This is a genomic window from Buchnera aphidicola str. Ak (Acyrthosiphon kondoi) (genome assembly GCF_000225445.1).
GTDB lineage: Bacteria > Pseudomonadota > Gammaproteobacteria > Enterobacterales > Enterobacteriaceae > Buchnera > Buchnera aphidicola_A.
This window is the reverse complement of record NC_017256.1, coordinates 512,119-531,721: the sequence shown is the minus strand read 5'-3', so window position 1 is coordinate 531,721 and position 19,603 is coordinate 512,119. Positions and strand designations below refer to the sequence as shown.

Below are 19,603 nucleotides of genomic sequence, written 5' to 3'. Positions count from 1 at the left end.
TATTTAATAAATATTTTTTAGAATATATAATTTAACCGTAAATATTAGTTGTAAATTTTAAATTTGACCTATACAATAGAAATTCTAATTTTTTCTGTTATAAAAAATATAAGTAGAGTTTTCTGTTAGCTCCAAACACTGTAAAGTTGAACACTTGGTCAGGTTCGGAAGGAAGCAGCCACATCAGTTAATACAGGTGTTATGATAAAGCTAACAGAAACTCTTAAAATTTAGATAGTTGAAATTTGTACATTTTCCAATAACAATTTTTTTTCTTTAATAATTGTTGATGAGTACCAAATTCAATTACTTTTCCTTTTTTTAATACCACGATTAAATCTGCTTCAATAATAGTCGAAAGTCTATGAGCAATAACTACTAACGTGCAATTTTTTCTAATTGATAATAATGTTTTTTGAATTAGTTGTTCTGTACCAGAATCAATATTAGCAGTCGCTTCATCTAGTATAAGTACTTTAGGATATGCAACTAATATTCTGGCAATAGCTAGTAGTTGTTTTTGACCAACAGATAAATTATTACCTTCTTCTCCTAATACAGAAGAAATGCCGTTTGGCATAGATTTTACTAAAGATGAAAGATGAACTGTATCTAATATGCTCCACACTTTTTCTGTAGATATTTTTCTTCCTAAGGTTATATTATATAATACAGTATCTGAGAGAATTATTGGATCTTGTTGTACCATTAATATATTTTTTCTTAATGTACCATGACTTATTGAATCAATAGATTTATTATCTAAATATATTCTTCCGTTTTTTACTGGATAGTACCCCATTAGCAAATTCGCTAAGGTACTTTTTCCACTACCAGTATGTCCTACGAATGCTACAAAACTTTTAGACGGAATATTAATATTGATGTTTTCTAATATATTTTTTTTAGAGTTTGGATAGTGGAAATTAACATTTTTTATATTTATTTTCCCACTTTTTAATACATCTTTGTTTTTTCCATATTTTTGTTTTGGTGAATCTATAAGTGAAAATATTCTTTCTCCCGCAACAATAGATTGTTGTAATACTGATTGCTGAATAGTAATAGCAATTAAAGGCTCATTAAGTCGTCCAAGATAAGTGATAAATGCATATAAAACACCTACTTCAAATGCTCCAATAGGAAAAAAACTAAATAAAAATATAAAATTACATAATATTATAGCAGATAATAAACTAAGTAATGGTCTTAATAAAAAACCATCTAATCTTAATATTTTCATTCGTGAAATATAATGCAAATGACTGCTTTTTTTTATTTTCTCTTCAAATCTACGTTGTTGACGAAATTGTTGAATTACATTCATTCCATTAATAGTTTCATTAAATTTATTGTTAATATCAGCTAAGTGATATCTTACTTTTCTTAAAAGTGGAGTACTATAATTTTGATAAACTAACATGATCGTAATTACTAATGGCAAAATAAATAAAGCTATCATTGCCATATGCCATTCAAGAGCAAACATTGCGCATAATATAATGAAAATTAATATTGTACTGCGAAATAATGTAGGTGCAACTGTATCATATAGTTCTTTAACTGCTTCAGTGTCGTTAGTTACTTTTGAAATCATTTGCCCAATAGGTTGAGAATCAAATTCGCTAATAGGTTGTCGTAATGCGGCATACATAACATCTTGACGCAATTTATTAATACTTTTTACTGCTATTTGATTAAATAAAATACTTTGAAAATAATTCATAAAAACTGATAATATTTGTAACATTATAAATAATATGATTATTGTTAATATTATTATTAAGTCTAATTTATGTTTAGATAAAATATTATTAATAAAATAACTTATTAAAATCGGACCTAAAACTTCTGATATTGATCCACTTAAGAGTAAAACAAATGCTAAAATTAGTTTTTTTTGATAAGGTTTTAAGTAAATTAGTAAACGTTTTAAAATCGGCCAAAACTGAATTAAATGATCCATATTATAAATTTTTCACCTGTTTTTTAGTTATCCTCAAGTTCTGTTGTTAATTTTTGATAATTATACATCGATTTATACCAATTTTCTTCTTGAATTAATTTAAAATGATTCCCTCTTTGTATAATTAAACCATTTTTTATTACTATAATTTCATCTGAGTTAATTAATGAAGATAGACGGTGTGCTGTAATAATTAATGAGTGTCCCTTTTTTTTCCATTTATTAATATTTTTTAAGATATTATTTTCAGTTTGAGCATCAACAGCAGAGAGTGCATCGTCTAATATTAATATTTCTGAATTTAATAATAATGCACGAGCTATACAAATACGCTGTTTTTGACCACCAGATAACATGACACCACGTTCTCCTACTTGTGTTTCATATTTTTTGGGTAAACAGAGAATATCTTCATGCACGTCAGCTAATTTCGCTACTTCTTCAATTTCTTTTTGAGAGGCATTAGTTTTTCCTAAAGAAATATTATTAGCTATACTTTCGGAAAACAAAAAAGAAGTTTGATTTATCACTGCAATTCTACTTCTCCAATCATCAATTTTTAGTTCTAATAATGATGAAGAATGATAAACTATTTCCTCTTTATTAAAATGAAATTGTCTTTGGATAAGTTTCAATAAAGTGCTTTTTCCAGATCCTGTAGGACCGCAAATACCTAGAGTATTGCCTGGTTTGATAATAATATTTATATTTTTTAAAGATGGAATGTGATTGTTTGGATAACAGAATTTATTAATATTGATACTTAATATCCCAGGAGATAGCGGAATAGTTTTATTTCCGTCTTTAATATATAATTCTTTATTTATAATCGAATATATTCGATCCCAAGCCGCACTGCCTCTTTCAACGATATTAAACATCCATGCAAGCGCTAACATTGGCCAAATCATTAGTCCAAGATACATAATAAAACTGGTTAGTTGTCCTATAGTAATCTGATTATTCCATACAAGCCATCCTCCGCCTATTATTGCTAATAAATTAGAAAAAGCTACTGATAAATAAATTACTGGATCAAAACGAGCATCTATTTTAGCTACTTCCATGTTTTTTTTTCCTGTTTTAGTTACAATTGTATCAAATTTATTTGATTGATTTTTTTCTAGTCCAAAGGCTCGAATCATTCGAATACTTGTAAATATTTCTTGTGTTTGATTATTCAATGAAGAAAAAGCAATCTGAGCATGACGAAAAGTATCATGTAGTTCTTTTCCATATTTTTTGATTAATATAGCCATTATTGGCATCGGTATTAAAGAAATTATTGTTAATAAAAAACTAATTTGAGTGCTCATGACTATTAAAACAGAAAAACCCATAACTAATGAATCTACAAGTGTTAAAACACCTTCTCCTGCAGCAAAAACTACACGATCAACATCGTTAGTTGCTCTAGCTATTAAATCTCCAGTTCTATTTTTTAAAAAAAATATTTGACTTTGTTGACTAAGATAAGAATAAAATTTTACACGAAGTTCTGTAGCTAATTTATAAGAAGCTCCAAATAGTAGTATTCTCCATAAATAACGTAATATATATACAGTTATGGCTACTAAAAGAATAATCGAAATCCAAGGCAATATTTGCAAGCCATGCATATTTTTTTTTATAATTAAATCTATTAAGATACCAACTATTTTAGGTGGTAATAACTGTAAAGTAGCAATTATTATTAATAATAAAATTGCCCCTAAATATCTTTTCCATTCTCGTACGAAAAACCATCTTAACTGATTAAACAATTTCACAAAAAATCCTAATTTTTAAATATTAAAAAGGTGTTTTTAAAACTGAAATATTTTAAATTAAAAAATATTTTTATCTTTTTAATCTTAATATTAATTTTTTATTAATTTATAGTTAATATTATATATTTTTTATTTTATAGAATAATACTAATTAAAAAAACAATAAATTATAAAAAATTATAGAAATTTGAAATATATCTCTTTCGTTTTTATTAAAAAAAAATATATAGTTTGATATATTAACGATTTTTAAAATGTATTTAGAAGCATCTTGATTAAGAATATACTAATTTATAGCATTTTTTTATTAGATACTTATCTTATAATTATTCGTAATATTATATTTTTAACTGTATCTTGTATATATACTTTCTATTAAGAAAATAGAATCAGTAGTTTTAGATATAAGTAAAAATAATTTTTTTGATTATTTAAATTTTAGAGATGAATTTTTTAAAATAATAAATGATATTATTATATTAAATATTAATGGTAATATTTTTTTAAAAAAGATAATTACTTTTATAATAGTATTTAATTAAAAAAGGTTGTATTAAAATATTTAATAGTTTTTCTTTAGAAAGGAAAAACTTGAAAAAATGATAACTGAATTATTTTTTCTATCTATAAAAAGTAAGAAAATGAAAAATATTATAATTAATTTTAAATGTTTTTTCAATTAAGTTATAGTTTTTTGTAAAGTTATTCGTATTGATAGAAAATATATTTATATCGAATAACTTTTTTAGGTGTGGGTTATATTGTTTCTATTTTTTCATATTTAATAGTTGATTTTTCACGAAGATCTTTGAGAATAGAATTAAAAATTATTTCAGTATTATTTTTTTCTAAATATTCAATAATAATATTTTTTTCTTTTTTTGAGAAATTTGTATTATATATTTTTTCAAATGAAATAATTATAAAATTTTTATTTTTGTCTTGATATACAGTATATATTTTTTTATTTTTTTCTGGATGTGGTAAAGAAAAAACTATTGGCGTAATAGAATTTTGATCGTAACGAGATATAATTTCAGGATTGGAAAAATGAAGATTTAATTTGTGAAATAAATCTTTTTTTCCTTTTTTTAATTGATCAATAATTTTTTCTGATTTTTGTTTTGCTTCTTGTTCTGCTTTTATAAATTTTAATTTTTTTATAATATTTTTTTTAACATTTTTAAATTTTTGCATTGTTTTATTTCTAAAATCTTGATGTTTGATTAAAAAAGATTGATTGTTTTTTAAAATGACAAAATGTAGCTTTGGTTTTACTTTTATATCTTTTTGAAATAATTTTTTATTAAAAATAATTTTTTTTAAAACAGGCATGTTTAAGACTGTAGGAATTGATTTTTTATCAAACCAATCAGTTTCTTCACTTGATATATTGTTTTTTTTAAGAATGAATTCAACTTTATCTGGATTTTTTTTGATATTATTAGATATTTGATTTTTTATTCTTGTATACAAATCTAATGATTTTTTAGCTAGTATTTCATTTTTAATAACATCAAATACTTCATGTATTTTTTTTTGTTTTCCAATTAAAATTTCATTTAATTTGACTATTAAAAATTCATCATGAAATGGGATAATATTAGATATTTGGTTTTTTTTATTTAAATGTGCATATTTAATTTCATTAGGTATGACATCGATTGATAGCCATCCGATATCTCCACCTTTTTTTGATGAAATAGGATCTGTCGATTTTTCTTTGGCTATTCTTGAGAAATCTTCTGGTGTATTCTGTAGTCTGGATAATATTGATAATGCTTCATTTTTATTTTTAGTTTGAATAATACTATATTTTCTTTTTTCTTGTGTTGAGTATCGTGTAAGATTTTTTAAATACCATTCCTGAATTTCTTTATTATTACAAGTTGCTTTAAAATTATCTAGTTTTAATTGAACAAAATTAATTTTAAATTTATCTGGATCGTAAAAATTTTTTTTATTTTTATGAAAATAATTTTTCGCTTCCACATCAGTTATATTTTGCTTATCAATCATAGAACTTATTTTAATTATTGATTTTTTAATTATTCTTTTTTGAGACAGTAGTTTGATAATGTTTTTTTCTTCATTTTCTAAAATAAAATTACTGTTATTAATGGTATTTATTAAATTTTCAGTATTAATTTTTCTCTTAATTATATTTATATAGTCATGATTATTTAAGTTTACAGAAGTTAGATAATTAAAATATCGTTCTTTACTAAATTTTTGATTTTTTTGAAATATAGGAGCATTTAATATTATTTCTTTTATTTTATCATCATCAACTTGAAATTGCATTTTTTTTGCGTATTGTTCCAAAAGAACGTTATTAATTAATTGAGATAAAATGTAATTATAAGTTTCTTTTATAAATATTTCATTATGACTAAGTTCAAAAAAATTTTTTCCCAGTATCTTTTTTTGTTTCTCTCTTTCGATGAAATACATTTTTTTAAAAACATTGAAACTAATTTTTTCACCATTTACTGTTGCTATATATTTTTCAAAATCTTTATTGATATAACTAGTCATGGTACTCAATATTAAAGATAAAATAATTATCCCTAAAATACATTTAACTATAATACGAGTTGATCGCGCTTGTAAATATTTTGTCATGATATAACGATCCTATATGTTTTTAATATTGAGTAAAAATAAAAAATTTTTTATTGTTATTAAATATAAAGGCTGACAATTTTTTGTCAGCCAAATTTTATTTTATTTATATAATATTATTTTTCTGCATTAAAACATAAGGTGCATTTTCTAATGCTAAATTTAAAACTTCTTCGATTTTTTTTACTGGATATATTTGCAATCCTTTAATAATATTTTGAGGTATTTCTTCTAGATCACGTTTATTTTCATAGGGTATTAATACTTTTTGTATTCCTCCACGATGTGCTGCTAATAGTTTTTCTTTTAATCCTCCGATAGGCAATATCTGTCCACGCAGAGTTATTTCACCTGTCATCGCAACATTAGATTTAACAGGATTTTTTGTTAATGATGAAACTATAGCTGTACACATTGCTACACCGGCACTTGGACCATCTTTTGGTGTCGCACCTTCAGGAACATGAACATGAATATCATGTTTTTCATGAAAATCTTTTTTGATTCCTAATTTATTAGCTTGGGAGCGAACGACAGTTAATGCCGCTTGAATTGATTCTTGCATAACTTCGCCTAAAGAACCTGTATATGTAAGCTTCCCTTTTCCTGATACGCATGCTGTTTCAATTGTTAGTAATTCTCCACCTACTTCAGTCCATGCTAATCCAATTACTTGTCCGATTTGATTAGTTTTATTGCTTTTTCCATAATCAAAACGTTTGATTCCTAAAAATTTTTTTAAATTTTTTCTATTTATTTCGATGTGTTTTAAAGATTTATCTAATAGTAAATTTTTTACTACTTTTCGACATATTTTAGAAATTTCACGTTCTAAAGCTCTGACACCTGCTTCACGAGTATAATAGTGAATAATACTCATTATTGCATTATCAGTAATTGTTAATTCATCTTCTTTTAGTGCATTTCTTTCTAGTTGTTTAGGATATAGATATCGTTTAGCTATATTTAGTTTTTCGTTTTCAGTATAACCAGAGAGACGAATAATTTCCATGCGATCAAGTAATGGTGCGGGTATATTCATAGAATTTGACGTGGCTACAAACATAACATCTGAAAGATCATAATCTACTTCTAGATAATGATCATTGAAAGTTACATTTTGTTCTGGATCTAATACTTCTAATAAAGCAGATGCTGGATCCACTCTTATATCACGAGACATTTTATCAATTTCATCTAGTAAAAAAAGAGGATTTTTAACTTTTGCTTTTGCCATTTTTTGAATTAGTTTTCCAGGCATAGAACCTATATATGTACGTCTATGTCCTCTAATTTCTGCTTCATCCCTTATTCCTCCTAAAGCCATTCTTACATATTTTCTACCTGTAGATCTCGCAATAGATTTTCCTAACGATGTTTTTCCTACTCCAGGTGGTCCAATCAGACACAAAATAGGACCTTTGATTTTATTTTTTCGGCTTTGTACCGCTAAATATTCTAAGATTCGATCTTTAACCTTTTCAAGACCAAAATGATCAATATCAAGAATTTTTTTAGCTTGTTGAATATCTTTTTTTATTTTTGTTCTGACATGCCAAGGCACTTGTATCATCCAATCAATATAACTACGTACTACTGTTGCTTCTGCTGACATAGGTGACATCATTTTTAATTTTTGAAGTTCTGATTCTGTTTTATCTTTTGCTTCTTTTGGCATTTTTGAGGCTTTAATTTTACGTTTTAATATTTTATTTTCATCTGGAATTTCATCCATATCACCAAGTTCTTTTTGTATAGCTTTTATTTGTTCATTTAAATAATATTCTCTTTGACTTTTTTCCATTTGTTTTTTAACACGGTTTCTAATTCTTTTTTCAACTTGCAGTAAATCTATTTCAGTTTCCATAATAGCCATTAAAAACTCTAATCTCTCATTTATATTATGTATTTCTAAAACTGATTGTTTATCGTTTAATTTTAATGGCATATGAGCAGCAATAGTATCTGCTAATTTTTCTGAACTCTTAATATTATTAAGAGTGTTTAATATTTCCGATGGAATTTTTTTATTAAGTTTAATGTAAGACTCAAATTGATTAATTGTTGTACGAATTAATACTTCTTGTTCTTTATCTAAAATAGTAGGAGAAACAATTAATTCTACTTCTGCAATAAAATGTTTTCCATTATTTTTTAAATTTTTAATACAGGCACGTTGTAATCCTTCAATTAGTACCTTTACTGTACCATCTGGTAATTTTAACATTTGTAAAATTGAACTGATAGTTCCTATATTAAATAAATCATCTGTAGTAGGTTCATCTTTAGAGGCTTCTTTTTGTGCAATTAACATAATTTTTTTATCATTATTCATAGATGTTTCAATGCATTGGATTGATTTTTTACGACCTACAAACAATGGAATCACCATATAAGGATATATAACTACATCTCTTAATGGTAAGACAGGGATTTTAATGCGTTCAGAACGCTCAGAATTCATAGAGCTCTCTCTTAGTTGGATTTACTGATGTTAATAATATTTAAAAACTGCACGATATAATAAAACATGCAGTTACACTTATGATCAGCCAAGTATATCGGAATGGTCGCTTGACGTTTAATGCTAAGCGTTTGATAAAATAAAAGCTCATTGCTTTTATTTTTTAGATCATCAGATGTTTTCTTTATTCACCTGATGCTTTTTTTGATTTGTTCTTTCCATATATTATTTCTGGTGATGAATTAGCGTTTACAACAGACTTGTTAATTAATACTTTTTCTACATTAACCATAGATGGCAATTCGTACATTATATTGAGTAATATACTTTCAATAATAGATCTTAATCCTCTTGCACCTGTTTTTTTATTCATAGCTTTTCTTGCAATGGCTATAATAGATTCTGTATTAAATTCCAATTGTACTTTTTCTAAGTCAAATAACGTTTGATATTGTTTAATTAATGCGTTTTTAGGTTTGCATAATATATTGACTAATGCATCTTCAGTTAATTTTTTTAATATAGTTATTATTGGTAAACGGCCAATAAATTCTGGAATTAATCCAAATTTTATTAAATCTTCAGGTTCTACTTGTTTTAATAAAACATTTTCTGATATTTTTTGTTTATTACCTTTAACATCAGCGTTAAAACCTATCTCTGTTCCTGTATCGAGTCTTTTAGAGATAATTTTAGATAATTCTGAAAATGCACCAGCACATATAAATAAAATATTTGATGTGTTAACTTGCAAAAATTCTTGTTGTGGATGTTTTCGTCCTCCTTGAGGAGGAACAGAAGCTAATGTTCCTTCGATCAACTTTAATAGAGCTTGTTGTACTCCCTCTCCAGATACATCTCTAGTAATAGAAGGATTATCAGATTTTCTTGCTATTTTATCTATCTCATCAATATAAACAATTCCTAATTCTGCTTTTTTCACATTATATTTACATTTTTGTAATAATTTTTGTATTACGTTTTCAACATCTTCTCCTACATATCCGGCTTCAGTTAGAGTTGTTGCATCTGCAATAGTAAAGGGCACGTCTAATAATTTAGCTAATGTTTGTGCTAATAGTGTTTTTCCACTACCTGTTGGGCCAATCAATAAAATATTACTTTTACCTAATTCAACTAAATCTGTGTTTTTATTAAAGTTATAAAGACGTTTATAATGATTATAAACCGCAACAGATAGGACTTTTTTTGTATGATCTTGTCCAATTACATAATTATCAAGATGTTTTTTTATTTCACGTGGTGTCGGTAAATAATTGATTTTATTTTCAGAATCAGTTATTTTGTTTTTGGAATTTTCTTCAGTAATGATATCATTACATAATCGTACACATTCATTGCATATATATACTGTTGGACCAGCTATTAACTTTTGTACTTCTTGTTGATTTTTACCACAAAAAGAACAATAAATTAGCTTTTTAGAATTTTCTTTACTCTTATCTGTCATGTTTAACCTCTTTTTGTACACGTTATATATTTCTGAGTAAATAGATTCTATATGTTTTTATATAATGTTTTATAAAAAAATTTATGAATTTAATTTTTTATTGACGCCGAGTTAAAATAAAATCGATTAGTCCATATTTTACAGATTCGTCTGCTGATAAAAAACAATCACGTTCTGTGTCTTTATTTATTTTTTTTATAGATTGACCGGTATGAAATGACATTAGTTTATTTAATTTTTTTTTCATTTCCATTATTTCTCTAGCATGAATAGCGATATCTGAAGCCTGTCCTTGATATCCACCTAATGGTTGATGAATCATAACTTTCGAATTAGGTAAACAAAATCTTTTTCCTTTAGTTCCAGATGTTAATAACAAGGCAGCCATTGAACATGCTTGACCCATGCAAATAGTACTTATTTCTGGTTTAACAAATTGCATCGTGTCATAAATAGACATGCCTGATGTAATGATGCCTCCTGGAGAGTTAATGTATAAAAATATATCTTTTTCTGGATTTTCAGCTTCTAAAAATAATATTTGAGCTACAATATTATTAGCCATATTATCTTCAATAGTTCCTATCATAAAAATTATACGTTCTTTTAATAATCTTGAGTATATATCATATGAGCGTTCTCCTTTAGAATGCTGTTCTACAACCATCGGAATTAAAGTTGTGCACAAATTTTTTTGATTATTATATAGCATGTTTTATTCCTGAAAATACCCAATATCATTTTGTAATAATTTGTTTTTTAAATTATTTAATAATATTAATTATTATTTTTTAAGATTGATAAATTAAAAAAATTTTCTGTTACCATACAATCTTATTATTAGTTATAGAATTAGTTCTTCATGATTTGTCCAGTTGTAATTTATGAATTTATCAAAAGTCCAATGTTCTTTTTCAATTTGAATGCTTTTTTTCAATAAACTCATGGCTTGATTTTCTAATTCTATATTTTTTACCGTGTTTTTTAAATTTTTATTTTTATTATATAAATTAATAATTTCTATTGGTTTTTTGTGATTTAAGGATATTTTTTTAATTAATTTTTGTATCTTATCTTCGTCTATAAACAATTGATTATCAGAAATTATTTTTTCGATTATCATGCGATGATATAATCTTTTTTTTGCTTGCAAATCAATATTAAAATGGTATTTTTTTTCTAAAATATTAGAACTTTCTTCTTTATATTTTTTTTTATATTCTCTATATAAAATATTCACTTCTTCTTGAAATAAAAGTTGAGGTATTAATATAATATTTTTTTCGATTATTTTTTGTATGATTTGATCTTCTAAATATTTTTCAGTTATGATATTAATTTGAGTATCTAGATTATTTTTAATGATTTGGTAATCTGGTTTAGTTAATTTTTTTTCTGTTTTATTTTTTATTCTATTTTCTTCTACGTCTTGTTTTTTTTCTATTTTAACGATTTTTATTTTAAATGTTATATCTTTATTTTGAAGTTCTTTTTCTGGATGAAATTGATGAAATTTAATGTTAAAAAAAATAATATCATTAATAAAATGATTAATTATTTTATAATTTAATTGAGGTATCAATGTGTTTTGAGATACAATAAAGACAATATTCTCTTTTTTGAATTTTTTTATTTCTATATTTTTTTCATAAATAGAATAATTAATTGTTATACGATCATAGGGTTTGATTGCTCTATTCACTGAGTTCCAAATATCTTTTTTTTGATATTTTTTTATATTTTCCTCGATATCTTTATCTGTTGTTGTGACATTAACTTTTTTAGCTTTTAATTGTTTTATATTTTTTATTTTAAATTCTGGATACATCTCATAAATCACAGAATATTCAAAATCTTCTTTTTTTTTATTATCATTTTGATGCATGTAAAATTTTGGAGAGCCAATAATTTTTATTTTTTCTTTATTTATGAACTCATGAAAAAATTTTTGCATTAGTTGTTTAAATATATCATAATAAATAGAATCACCATATTTTTCTTGTATAACTTTTACAGGAGTTTTACCTTTTCTAAATCCATTAATTTTAGTCGTTTTGTTGATTTTTATAAATTCTCTCATAAGAGAATCATTCACTGTTATTTTTGGAATCTTAATTGTAACACGATGACCTGCATCTTTATTTTTTTCCATAAAAAATTTCATCTTATTACCTCAAACGATTACTTTTATCAGTATATTTTAGATATTCTATTTTTAAAAAAATTTTATTTATACTTTAATTGAATTTTTTATAAAGTGTAAGTTTTTCATAAAAATATATTTTTTAAGTTATCTTTACATATTTTTAATATTAATTTTTTAAAAAAATTATATAATTATATTTATAAAACTTTTTTTATTAAACTGATAAAATATTATTTTCTTTTTAAACACTTAGTGTTATTGTTTTTTTTAAATTCTTTAAATATCCATTCATGTAAAGTATAAGTATTCAATGTCAATGAATATATTTTTTTTGTAAGTATTTTTGACAGTTTTGAAAAAATTACACGGTGTCTATCAATTATTTTTTGATGAATAAAATCATTGCTGACAATAATTATTCTTAAATGTGTAAGACCTTTTTCTTGATAATTATGAAACAAACTATCATCATGAATTTCAATAAATTTTATCTTTATTGTGGAAGTTAAATACTTTTTTATTTTTTCTAGAGTCATGAATTGATGTTATGCCTGTTTTATTTAATAAAAAAATTATAAATAAATACTTTTATACTAATTATATGAAGAGCATTATATTATATTTTTTAATTTTAAATTTTATCAATTTTTAAAAAATAATTCAATTATTTCACAAATTATTACTTTCTTTATAAAAGAATAATTTTTAAATAAAAATAATTTTTAAAAATATTATTTTTATAAAAAATTTTTAATAAAAAACAATCATATTATTTTTGAGGTTTTTGAATGACCTGTTTAAATTATAATAATTTTTTTAAAATATCATCATTAACTTTAATATTTTTTTTTCTAAGTGGATGCGATAGTTTATTATTAAATCCTCATGGAACTATTGCTATAGAGGAATGTTCATTAATATTAATATCTTTTATAATGATGTTGTTAATCATTATTCCTGTAATATTTATGACTATATATTTTTCTATTAAATATCGTTCGACGAATATAAATCAGATTTATAAACCTGATTGGTCTGATTCAAAAAAAATAGAAATAGTAGTGTGGACTATTCCAATTATAATAGTTTCTATTTTAGCATTTTTATCTTGGAGTTACAGCCATAGATTAGAGCCAAAAAAACCTATAGCATCTTTTAATAATCCTATAAAAATAGATGCAGTTGCATTAGATTGGAAATGGTTATTTATTTATCCAGATTATAATATTGCCACTATTAATGAAATTGTTTTTCCTGTTAATAGACCTGTAGTTTTTCGAATTACTTCAAATTCTGTTATGAATGCTTTTTTTATTCCATCCTTAGGCAGTCAGATATACGCTATGCCTGGAATGACAACTGAATTAAATTTAATTGCTAATAATCCAGGAAAATATAAAGGTATATCATCTAATTATAGTGGAAAAGGTTTTTCTAATATGAAATTCACTGCCATATCTGTTTTAAAAGATTTGACTTTTCAAAATTGGGTCAAAAAAATAAAAACTTCACCTTTAAAATTAAATACAATAAAAATCTTTAATGCATTGTCTATTCCAGATGAAAAATATTCAATAGAATATTTTTCTAGTGTTAAAAAAAATTTATTTAATCAAATTATAAGTCAATTTTCTATAAAAAATTTTCAAATTTTAAATAAAGATATGATGCATAAAATTGTAGAGAAAAATTCTAACGTGGAGAAATAGAATAATGTTCGGAAAATTAACATTTGATGCTATACCCTATCATGAACCTATTATAATGATTACATATAGCGCTATTATTTTAATTGCATTATGTATTGTATCAACTATTACCTATTACAAAAAATGGCAATATTTATGGTCTGAATGGTTTACTACAGTTGATCATAAAAAAATATCTATTATGTATGTAATCCTAGCGTTTATTATGTTGTTTCGTGGTTTTGTTGATGCTATATTAATGCGTACTCAACAAGTAATTTCATCAGCAGGTTTAAAAGGATTTTTACCACCACATCATTACGACCAAATATTTACAGCTCATGGTGTGATAATGATTTTTTTTGTAGCTATGCCTCTTGTAATTGGTTTAATGAATTTAGTAATACCATTACAAATTGGAGCTCGTGATGTCGCTTTTCCATTTCTTAATAATTTAAGTTTTTGGTTGAATGTTAGTAGTGCTGTGTTGCTTACTTTATCATTGGGAATAGGAGAATTCGCTCAAACAGGATGGTTAGCTTATCCCCCATTATCTGGTATAAAATACAGTTCAGGTGTTGGAGTTGATTATTGGATTTGGAGCTTACAAATTGCTGGTATTGGAACAACATTAACAGGAGTTAATTTTTTAGTAACAATTTTAAAAATGAGAGCACCTGGTATGTCTTTTTTTAAAATGCCAGTTTTTGCATGGACTTCTTTGTGTACTAATATTCTTATAGTTATTTCATTTCCAGTTTTAACTATTACTCTTGTATTACTGACTTTAGATCGTTATTTTAATTTTCATTTTTTTACTAATGATTTAGGTGGGAATGCAATGATGTATGTTAATTTAATATGGATTTGGGGTCATCCAGAAGTTTATATTTTAGTACTACCAGTATTTGGTGTGTTTTCAGAAATAGTAGCAACTTTTTCTAAAAAACGGTTGTTTGGTTATGTTTCTTTAGTATGGGCTACATTATCTATTACTATTTTATCTTTTATTGTATGGCTGCATCATTTTTTTACTATGGGAGCAGGAGCAAACATAAACGCTTTTTTTGGCATTACTACTATGATTATAGCAATTCCTACCGGTGTAAAAATTTTTAATTGGTTATTTACAATGTATCAAGGTCGCGTGCATATGCATTCTTCTATGTTATGGACTTTAGGTTTTTTAATAACATTTTCTATTGGGGGAATGACTGGTGTATTATTATCAGTACCTCCAGCTGATTTTATTTTACATAATAGTTTATTTTTAGTTGCTCATTTTCACAATGTAATAATTGGTGGAGTTGTTTTTGGTTGTTTTGCTGGTATTAGTTATTGGTTCCCCAAATTATTTGGTTTTGTTTTGAATGAAACATGGGGTAAACGTGCTTTTTGGTTTTGGATAATAGGTTTTTTTCTTGCTTTTATTCCTTTATATTTCTTAGGATTGATGGGTATGACTCGTCGTTTAAGTCAAAATATTGATTCTGAATTTCATATATTATTATGTGTTGCTGCTATTGGAGCATGTTTGATTGGAGTAGGAATTATATGTCAAATAGTTCAATTTTTAGTTTCTATAAAAGAACGTCGACATAATTTAGATTTAACCGGTGATCCTTGGGATGGTAGAACTTTAGAATGGTCTACTTCTTCACCTGCTCCAGAATATAATTTTGCTATTATTCCTGTAGTACAAGATAGAGATGATTTCTGGAAAAATAAAAAAGAAAAAAATTATAATAAAATAATGAATCATACAAATTATCATGATATTCATATGCCTAAAAATACAGGATTAGGTTTTTTAATTAGTATATTTTCATTATTATTTGGATTTTCGGCTGTTTGGCATATTACCTGGTTGTGTTTTTTATCTTTTTTTGCGATTATTGTGAGTTTGATTATTAACAGTCTTAATGAGGATAAAGAGTATACTATATTAGCAAAAGACATAAAAAGAATTGAAAATCAACATTGGAAAAATATTCGAAAAGCAGGTTTAAAATGATAGAAAATAAGACAAATAATGTAACATTACATGTCAATTCAAGCGTTCATGATAAAACTTCAGAAGTTAATAAATTATTTGGTTTATGGATATATTTGATGAGCGATTGTATTATGTTTGCAGTATTGTTTGCTGTTTACGCTATAATTTCTTCAAATATATCAATTGATTTAATTAGCAATAAAATTTTTAATTTATCTTCTGTTCTATTAGAAACACTTTTATTATTATTAAGTTCTTTATCCTGTGGTTTTGTTATTATTGCAATGAATCAGAAAAATATAAAAATGATTTATTCATTTTTAACAATCACTTTTTGTTTGGGCTTTATTTTTTTATTGATGGAAATTTATGAGTTTTATCAGCTTGTACTAGAGAATTTTAGACCTGATACAAATGCGTTTTTTTCTATTTTTTTTACTCTTGTTGCTACTCATGGAGTTCATATTTTTTTCGGTTTAATTCTAATATTATCAATTATTTATCAAATAAAAAAACTAGGTTTAACCTCTTCTATTCGTACGCGAATCTTATGTCTTAGTATTTTTTGGCATTTTTTAGATATTATATGGATTTGTGTTTTTACTTTTGTTTATTTAAATGGAGCTGCTTAATGTTTGATATTGTTAAAGAAAATATGAATAAAGACATTAAATCTTATTTATTAGGTTTTTTGTTTTCTACTTTATTAACTATAGTTCCATTTGTATTGGCAATACAAAATTTTTTTTATAGTAAAATTAATTGTATAATCTTTATATTATGTGCTATTAGTCAGATTATTGTTCATTTTATATATTTTTTACATTTGAATTTTTCTAAAGAAGAAAGATGGAATCTTATAACTTTATTATTCGTCATTATGATAATTTTTATTGTTGTATTTGGTTCTATATGGATTATGCATAATTTAAATCATCATATAATGTAAAATTTAATTAAAGATCTATTATTTATATGTTTAAAAATTATTTAGAGATAATTAAACCAGGTATTATTATCGGAAATATTACTTTGATTATAGGGGGGTTTTTATTTGCATCTAGACATGCTACTTTTAATTCTTTGTTATTTTTTTATACTATTTTAGGTGCATCTCTAGTAATAGCTTCCGCTTGTGTTTTTAATAATTTAATTGATTTTGATATAGATAAGAAAATGAAGCGTACGAGCAATAGAGTGTTATCAAAAAAACTGCTACCTTTCTTGCCCGTATTAAATTTTGCTATTGTGTTAGGTATATTAGGTATATTTATATTAGGTTATTTAGTAAATTTTTTATCAATGAGTTTATCGATTTTTGGGTTTTTTGTTTATGTAATTTTATATACATTGTTATATAAAAGAAGATCGATTTACTCGACATTTGTTGGTAGTTTTTCAGGATCGACTCCATCTGTTATTGGTTATACTGCGGTTACTAATACTATTGATATCTGTTCTATACTATTGTTTATTATTTTAATATTTTGGCAAATGTCTCATTTTTATGCCATTTCTATTATGAGAATAAAAGATTATAAGAAAGCTAAAATTCCTATTTTTTCTGTAGTAAAAGGTATTTATATTACAAAAAAACATATTTTTTTTTATGTTTTTGGTTTTGTTTTTTGTACTTCATTATTAACATTTTTAGATTATTTAAGTTATAATTTTTTATTTTTATCTTCTATTATAAATTTTTATTGGTTATTTTTATCTTATTCTAATATTAAAAAAAATAATAGTAAAAAGCATGCATATCAATTGTTTTATTATTCAATAGTAGTTATTGTTGTATTTAATTTTTTAATATCAATTGATATTTTATTTTGATCTGTATTTTTATAAGCATTTGACCGGTTTAGGTATTCCAGCAATTTTACTAGCTTGTTTAGCAGGTCCTTTAGGAAATAATTTAAATAAATAAATACTATTACTTTTAGATTCTCCTATTTCTTGTTTAATGCTTTTAATTAACATTCTCATCGAAGGTGTTATATTAAATTTAAAATAAAATTTTCGTATAAAAATTATTATTTTCCAGTGATCAGAACTTAAATTAATATTTTCTTTTTTTGCAATTTCTTCTGCTAAAATTGTATTCCAATCTTTGGTTCTCTTTAAATATCCCTCTGAATCCTTTTCGATTTTTTCATATGTATATAATATTTTTTTATGAGTATGCATGTTTTTGATGAATATTTTTTAAGTTAGATGTAAGTTTTTAAAGAATATTAAATTGAATATGGAGAATTATAAAATGAACTTTTTAGAATTACAAGTCACATTGAGTTTTTGTATAATTTTTTTATTGCGTATGTTAGGAATGTTTATGATTCTTCCTATTTTGAGTAAGTATGGGATGTTTTTAGATGGAGCAAATAAATTTTTAATTGGTTTATCGATAGGAATATATGGTATTGCCCAGGTAATTTTTCAAATCCCATTTGGAATATTATCTGATAAGTTTTGTCGAAAAAAAATAATTTTATTAGGTCTTTTTATGTTTTTTATTGGAAATATAATATCGGCCAATATTCATTCAATTTGGGGGTTGATAGTTGGTAGGTTTTTACAGGGTTCAGGAGCTATATCTGGTGTATGTATGGCTTTTTTATCGGATTTAGTTAGAGAAGAAAATCGTGTTAAATCTATTGCGGCTATAGGTGTAAGTTTTGCTATTTCTTTTTTAATTGCCATGGTTTCTGGACCAGTAATTGTTCAATATTTTGGAATTTTTTCGATTTTTTGGATATCTGTTTTATTGTCTATTATTTGTATGATTATTGTTTATGCTGTTATTCCTTATTCAAAAAAAAATAGTATATATTGTTCATATAGCAAAACACTGAAATTTATTTTAAATAAACAATTTTTTAGATCTTATTTAGGTATATTTTTTTTACATTTTTTATTGATGATTAATTTTATGATTATTCCTAATCAATTTGAAATATCTGGTTTTTCTTTAAATAATCATTGGAAGGTTTATTTAGGTACTATATTAATTTCTTTTTTTATTTTGTTCTTATTTATATTTTATTGTAAATATAAATATGTTCTAGAAAACATTATTGAAATATGCATTGTATGGATTTTTTTTTCAGCAATTATTTTTTTAGAAGCAAAAAATAATTTGTTATTTTTAATAATTGCTTTGCAAATTTTTTTTATTTCATTTAATTTTCTTGAAGTTTTCTTACCTTCATATCTAAGTAAACAATCATTAAATAATTATAAAGGTAGTATAATGAGTATTTATTCTACTAGCCAGTTTTTAGGTATTTTTTTTGGAGGTGTTTCCAGTGGATGGTTATATAGTTTTTTAAATTTTTCACAAATGTTTTTGTTCGAGATATTTATTGTTATATTATGGTTGATTCTTAGTTTTTTTTGCAAGAAGTAAATTTTATCTATAGTATAATTAAATTTAATATATAACAGATATTTGTTATAATTTTTTTCTTTTTTATAAAAA

General features: G+C 24.3%; 14 protein-coding genes, 1 other RNA gene and 1 pseudogene. 7 read left to right on the top strand and 9 right to left on the bottom strand.

The window, feature by feature from the left end; all coding sequences use genetic code 11:
• The first annotated feature begins 123 nt into the window (after positions 1-123).
• Positions 124-219: signal recognition particle sRNA small type (gene ffs, locus BAKON_RS03210), an RNA gene on the top strand.
• Between the two features lie 4 nt (positions 220-223).
• Here the strand turns inward: ffs and BAKON_RS02440 are convergent.
• From BAKON_RS02440 to BAKON_RS02405, 8 genes and pseudogenes are all read right to left on the bottom strand, one after another.
• A complete protein-coding gene (locus BAKON_RS02440) occupies positions 224-1,966 on the bottom strand; it encodes a SmdB family multidrug efflux ABC transporter permease/ATP-binding protein (RefSeq protein ID WP_014499616.1) in 1,743 nt (580 codons plus the stop codon).
• A 23-nt stretch (positions 1,967-1,989) separates the two neighbouring features.
• Positions 1,990-3,735 carry a SmdA family multidrug ABC transporter permease/ATP-binding protein gene (locus BAKON_RS02435; protein WP_014499615.1) on the bottom strand — a complete coding sequence of 582 codons (1,746 nt, stop codon included), beginning with the start codon at positions 3,733-3,735 and terminating at the stop codon, positions 1,990-1,992.
• Between the two features lie 756 nt (positions 3,736-4,491).
• A complete protein-coding gene (locus tag BAKON_RS02430) occupies positions 4,492-6,360 on the bottom strand; it encodes a SurA N-terminal domain-containing protein (RefSeq protein ID WP_014499614.1) in 1,869 nt (622 codons plus the stop codon).
• A 106-nt stretch (positions 6,361-6,466) separates the two neighbouring features.
• A complete protein-coding gene (gene lon, locus BAKON_RS02425; RefSeq protein ID WP_014499613.1) occupies positions 6,467-8,824 on the bottom strand; it encodes an endopeptidase La in 2,358 nt (785 codons plus the stop codon).
• A gap of 184 nt (positions 8,825-9,008) precedes the next feature.
• Positions 9,009-10,295 (bottom strand): ATP-dependent Clp protease ATP-binding subunit ClpX, encoded by a 1,287-nt coding sequence (gene clpX, locus BAKON_RS02420; protein WP_014499612.1) that lies wholly within the window; start codon positions 10,293-10,295, stop codon positions 9,009-9,011.
• 97 nt (positions 10,296-10,392) lie between these two features.
• Positions 10,393-11,007 (bottom strand): ATP-dependent Clp endopeptidase proteolytic subunit ClpP, encoded by a 615-nt coding sequence (clpP, locus tag BAKON_RS02415; protein WP_014499611.1) that lies wholly within the window; start codon positions 11,005-11,007, stop codon positions 10,393-10,395.
• A gap of 132 nt (positions 11,008-11,139) precedes the next feature.
• Positions 11,140-12,459 (bottom strand): trigger factor, encoded by a 1,320-nt coding sequence (gene tig, locus BAKON_RS02410; RefSeq protein WP_014499610.1) that lies wholly within the window; start codon positions 12,457-12,459, stop codon positions 11,140-11,142.
• A gap of 196 nt (positions 12,460-12,655) precedes the next feature.
• Positions 12,656-12,977 (bottom strand): annotated as a pseudogene (locus tag BAKON_RS02405) (BolA family protein).
• Between the two features lie 252 nt (positions 12,978-13,229).
• Here BAKON_RS02405 and cyoA point away from each other — a divergent pair.
• Genes cyoA through cyoE form a run of 5 tightly spaced genes read left to right on the top strand, consistent with a single transcriptional unit; the run spans position 13,230 to position 17,958 of the window.
• Positions 13,230-14,150, top strand: a complete 921-nt coding sequence (gene cyoA, locus BAKON_RS02400) for a ubiquinol oxidase subunit II (RefSeq protein ID WP_014499608.1) — start codon at positions 13,230-13,232, stop codon at positions 14,148-14,150.
• Positions 14,151-14,154: 4 nt separating this feature from the next.
• On the top strand, positions 14,155-16,143 hold the full coding sequence (gene cyoB, locus BAKON_RS02395) for a cytochrome o ubiquinol oxidase subunit I (protein ID WP_014499607.1): 1,989 nt from the start codon (positions 14,155-14,157) through the stop codon (positions 16,141-16,143).
• The gene (gene cyoC / locus BAKON_RS02390; protein WP_014499606.1) at positions 16,140-16,757 is read left to right on the top strand and encodes a cytochrome o ubiquinol oxidase subunit III; all 618 of its coding nucleotides are present in this window, start codon (positions 16,140-16,142) and stop codon (positions 16,755-16,757) included. Before cyoB ends, cyoC begins: the two co-directional genes overlap by 4 nt.
• A complete protein-coding gene (gene cyoD / locus BAKON_RS02385) occupies positions 16,757-17,074 on the top strand; it encodes a cytochrome o ubiquinol oxidase subunit IV (protein ID WP_014499605.1) in 318 nt (105 codons plus the stop codon). The genes cyoC and cyoD overlap by 1 nt, the downstream gene beginning before the upstream one ends.
• A gap of 26 nt (positions 17,075-17,100) precedes the next feature.
• Complete coding sequence (gene cyoE / locus BAKON_RS02380; RefSeq protein ID WP_014499604.1) at positions 17,101-17,958, top strand: heme o synthase; 858 nt, start codon at positions 17,101-17,103, stop codon at positions 17,956-17,958.
• A gap of 9 nt (positions 17,959-17,967) precedes the next feature.
• On the opposite strand, the gene BAKON_RS02375 is transcribed toward cyoE, so the two are convergent.
• Entirely contained in the window at positions 17,968-18,312 is a 345-nt protein-coding gene (locus tag BAKON_RS02375; protein ID WP_014499603.1) for a TusE/DsrC/DsvC family sulfur relay protein, read from the bottom strand.
• Between the two features lie 73 nt (positions 18,313-18,385).
• Between BAKON_RS02375 and BAKON_RS02370 the strand changes: the two genes are divergently transcribed.
• The gene (locus BAKON_RS02370) at positions 18,386-19,531 is read left to right on the top strand and encodes an MFS transporter (protein WP_014499602.1); all 1,146 of its coding nucleotides are present in this window, start codon (positions 18,386-18,388) and stop codon (positions 19,529-19,531) included.
• Positions 19,532-19,603: the final 72 nt, after the last annotated feature.

What these genes read in the sequence shown, in the direction of transcription:
- BAKON_RS02440 (WP_014499616.1), bottom strand. Translation starts at nt 1,966, where the DNA reads ATGGATCATTTAATTCAGTTTTGGCCGATTTTAAAACGTTTACTAATT.
- BAKON_RS02430 (WP_014499614.1), bottom strand. Translation starts at nt 6,360, where the DNA reads ATGACAAAATATTTACAAGCGCGATCAACTCGTATTATAGTTAAATGT.
- lon (WP_014499613.1), bottom strand. Translation starts at nt 8,824, where the DNA reads ATGAATTCTGAGCGTTCTGAACGCATTAAAATCCCTGTCTTACCATTA.
- clpX (WP_014499612.1), bottom strand. Translation starts at nt 10,295, where the DNA reads ATGACAGATAAGAGTAAAGAAAATTCTAAAAAGCTAATTTATTGTTCT.
- clpP (WP_014499611.1), bottom strand. Translation starts at nt 11,007, where the DNA reads ATGCTATATAATAATCAAAAAAATTTGTGCACAACTTTAATTCCGATG.
- tig (WP_014499610.1), bottom strand. Translation starts at nt 12,459, where the DNA reads ATGAAATTTTTTATGGAAAAAAATAAAGATGCAGGTCATCGTGTTACA.
- cyoA (WP_014499608.1), top strand. Translation starts at nt 13,230, where the DNA reads ATGACCTGTTTAAATTATAATAATTTTTTTAAAATATCATCATTAACT.
- cyoB (WP_014499607.1), top strand. Translation starts at nt 14,155, where the DNA reads ATGTTCGGAAAATTAACATTTGATGCTATACCCTATCATGAACCTATT.
- cyoC (WP_014499606.1), top strand. Translation starts at nt 16,140, where the DNA reads ATGATAGAAAATAAGACAAATAATGTAACATTACATGTCAATTCAAGC.
- cyoD (WP_014499605.1), top strand. Translation starts at nt 16,757, where the DNA reads ATGTTTGATATTGTTAAAGAAAATATGAATAAAGACATTAAATCTTAT.
- cyoE (WP_014499604.1), top strand. Translation starts at nt 17,101, where the DNA reads ATGTTTAAAAATTATTTAGAGATAATTAAACCAGGTATTATTATCGGA.
- BAKON_RS02375 (WP_014499603.1), bottom strand. Translation starts at nt 18,312, where the DNA reads ATGCATACTCATAAAAAAATATTATATACATATGAAAAAATCGAAAAG.
- BAKON_RS02370 (WP_014499602.1), top strand. Translation starts at nt 18,386, where the DNA reads ATGAACTTTTTAGAATTACAAGTCACATTGAGTTTTTGTATAATTTTT.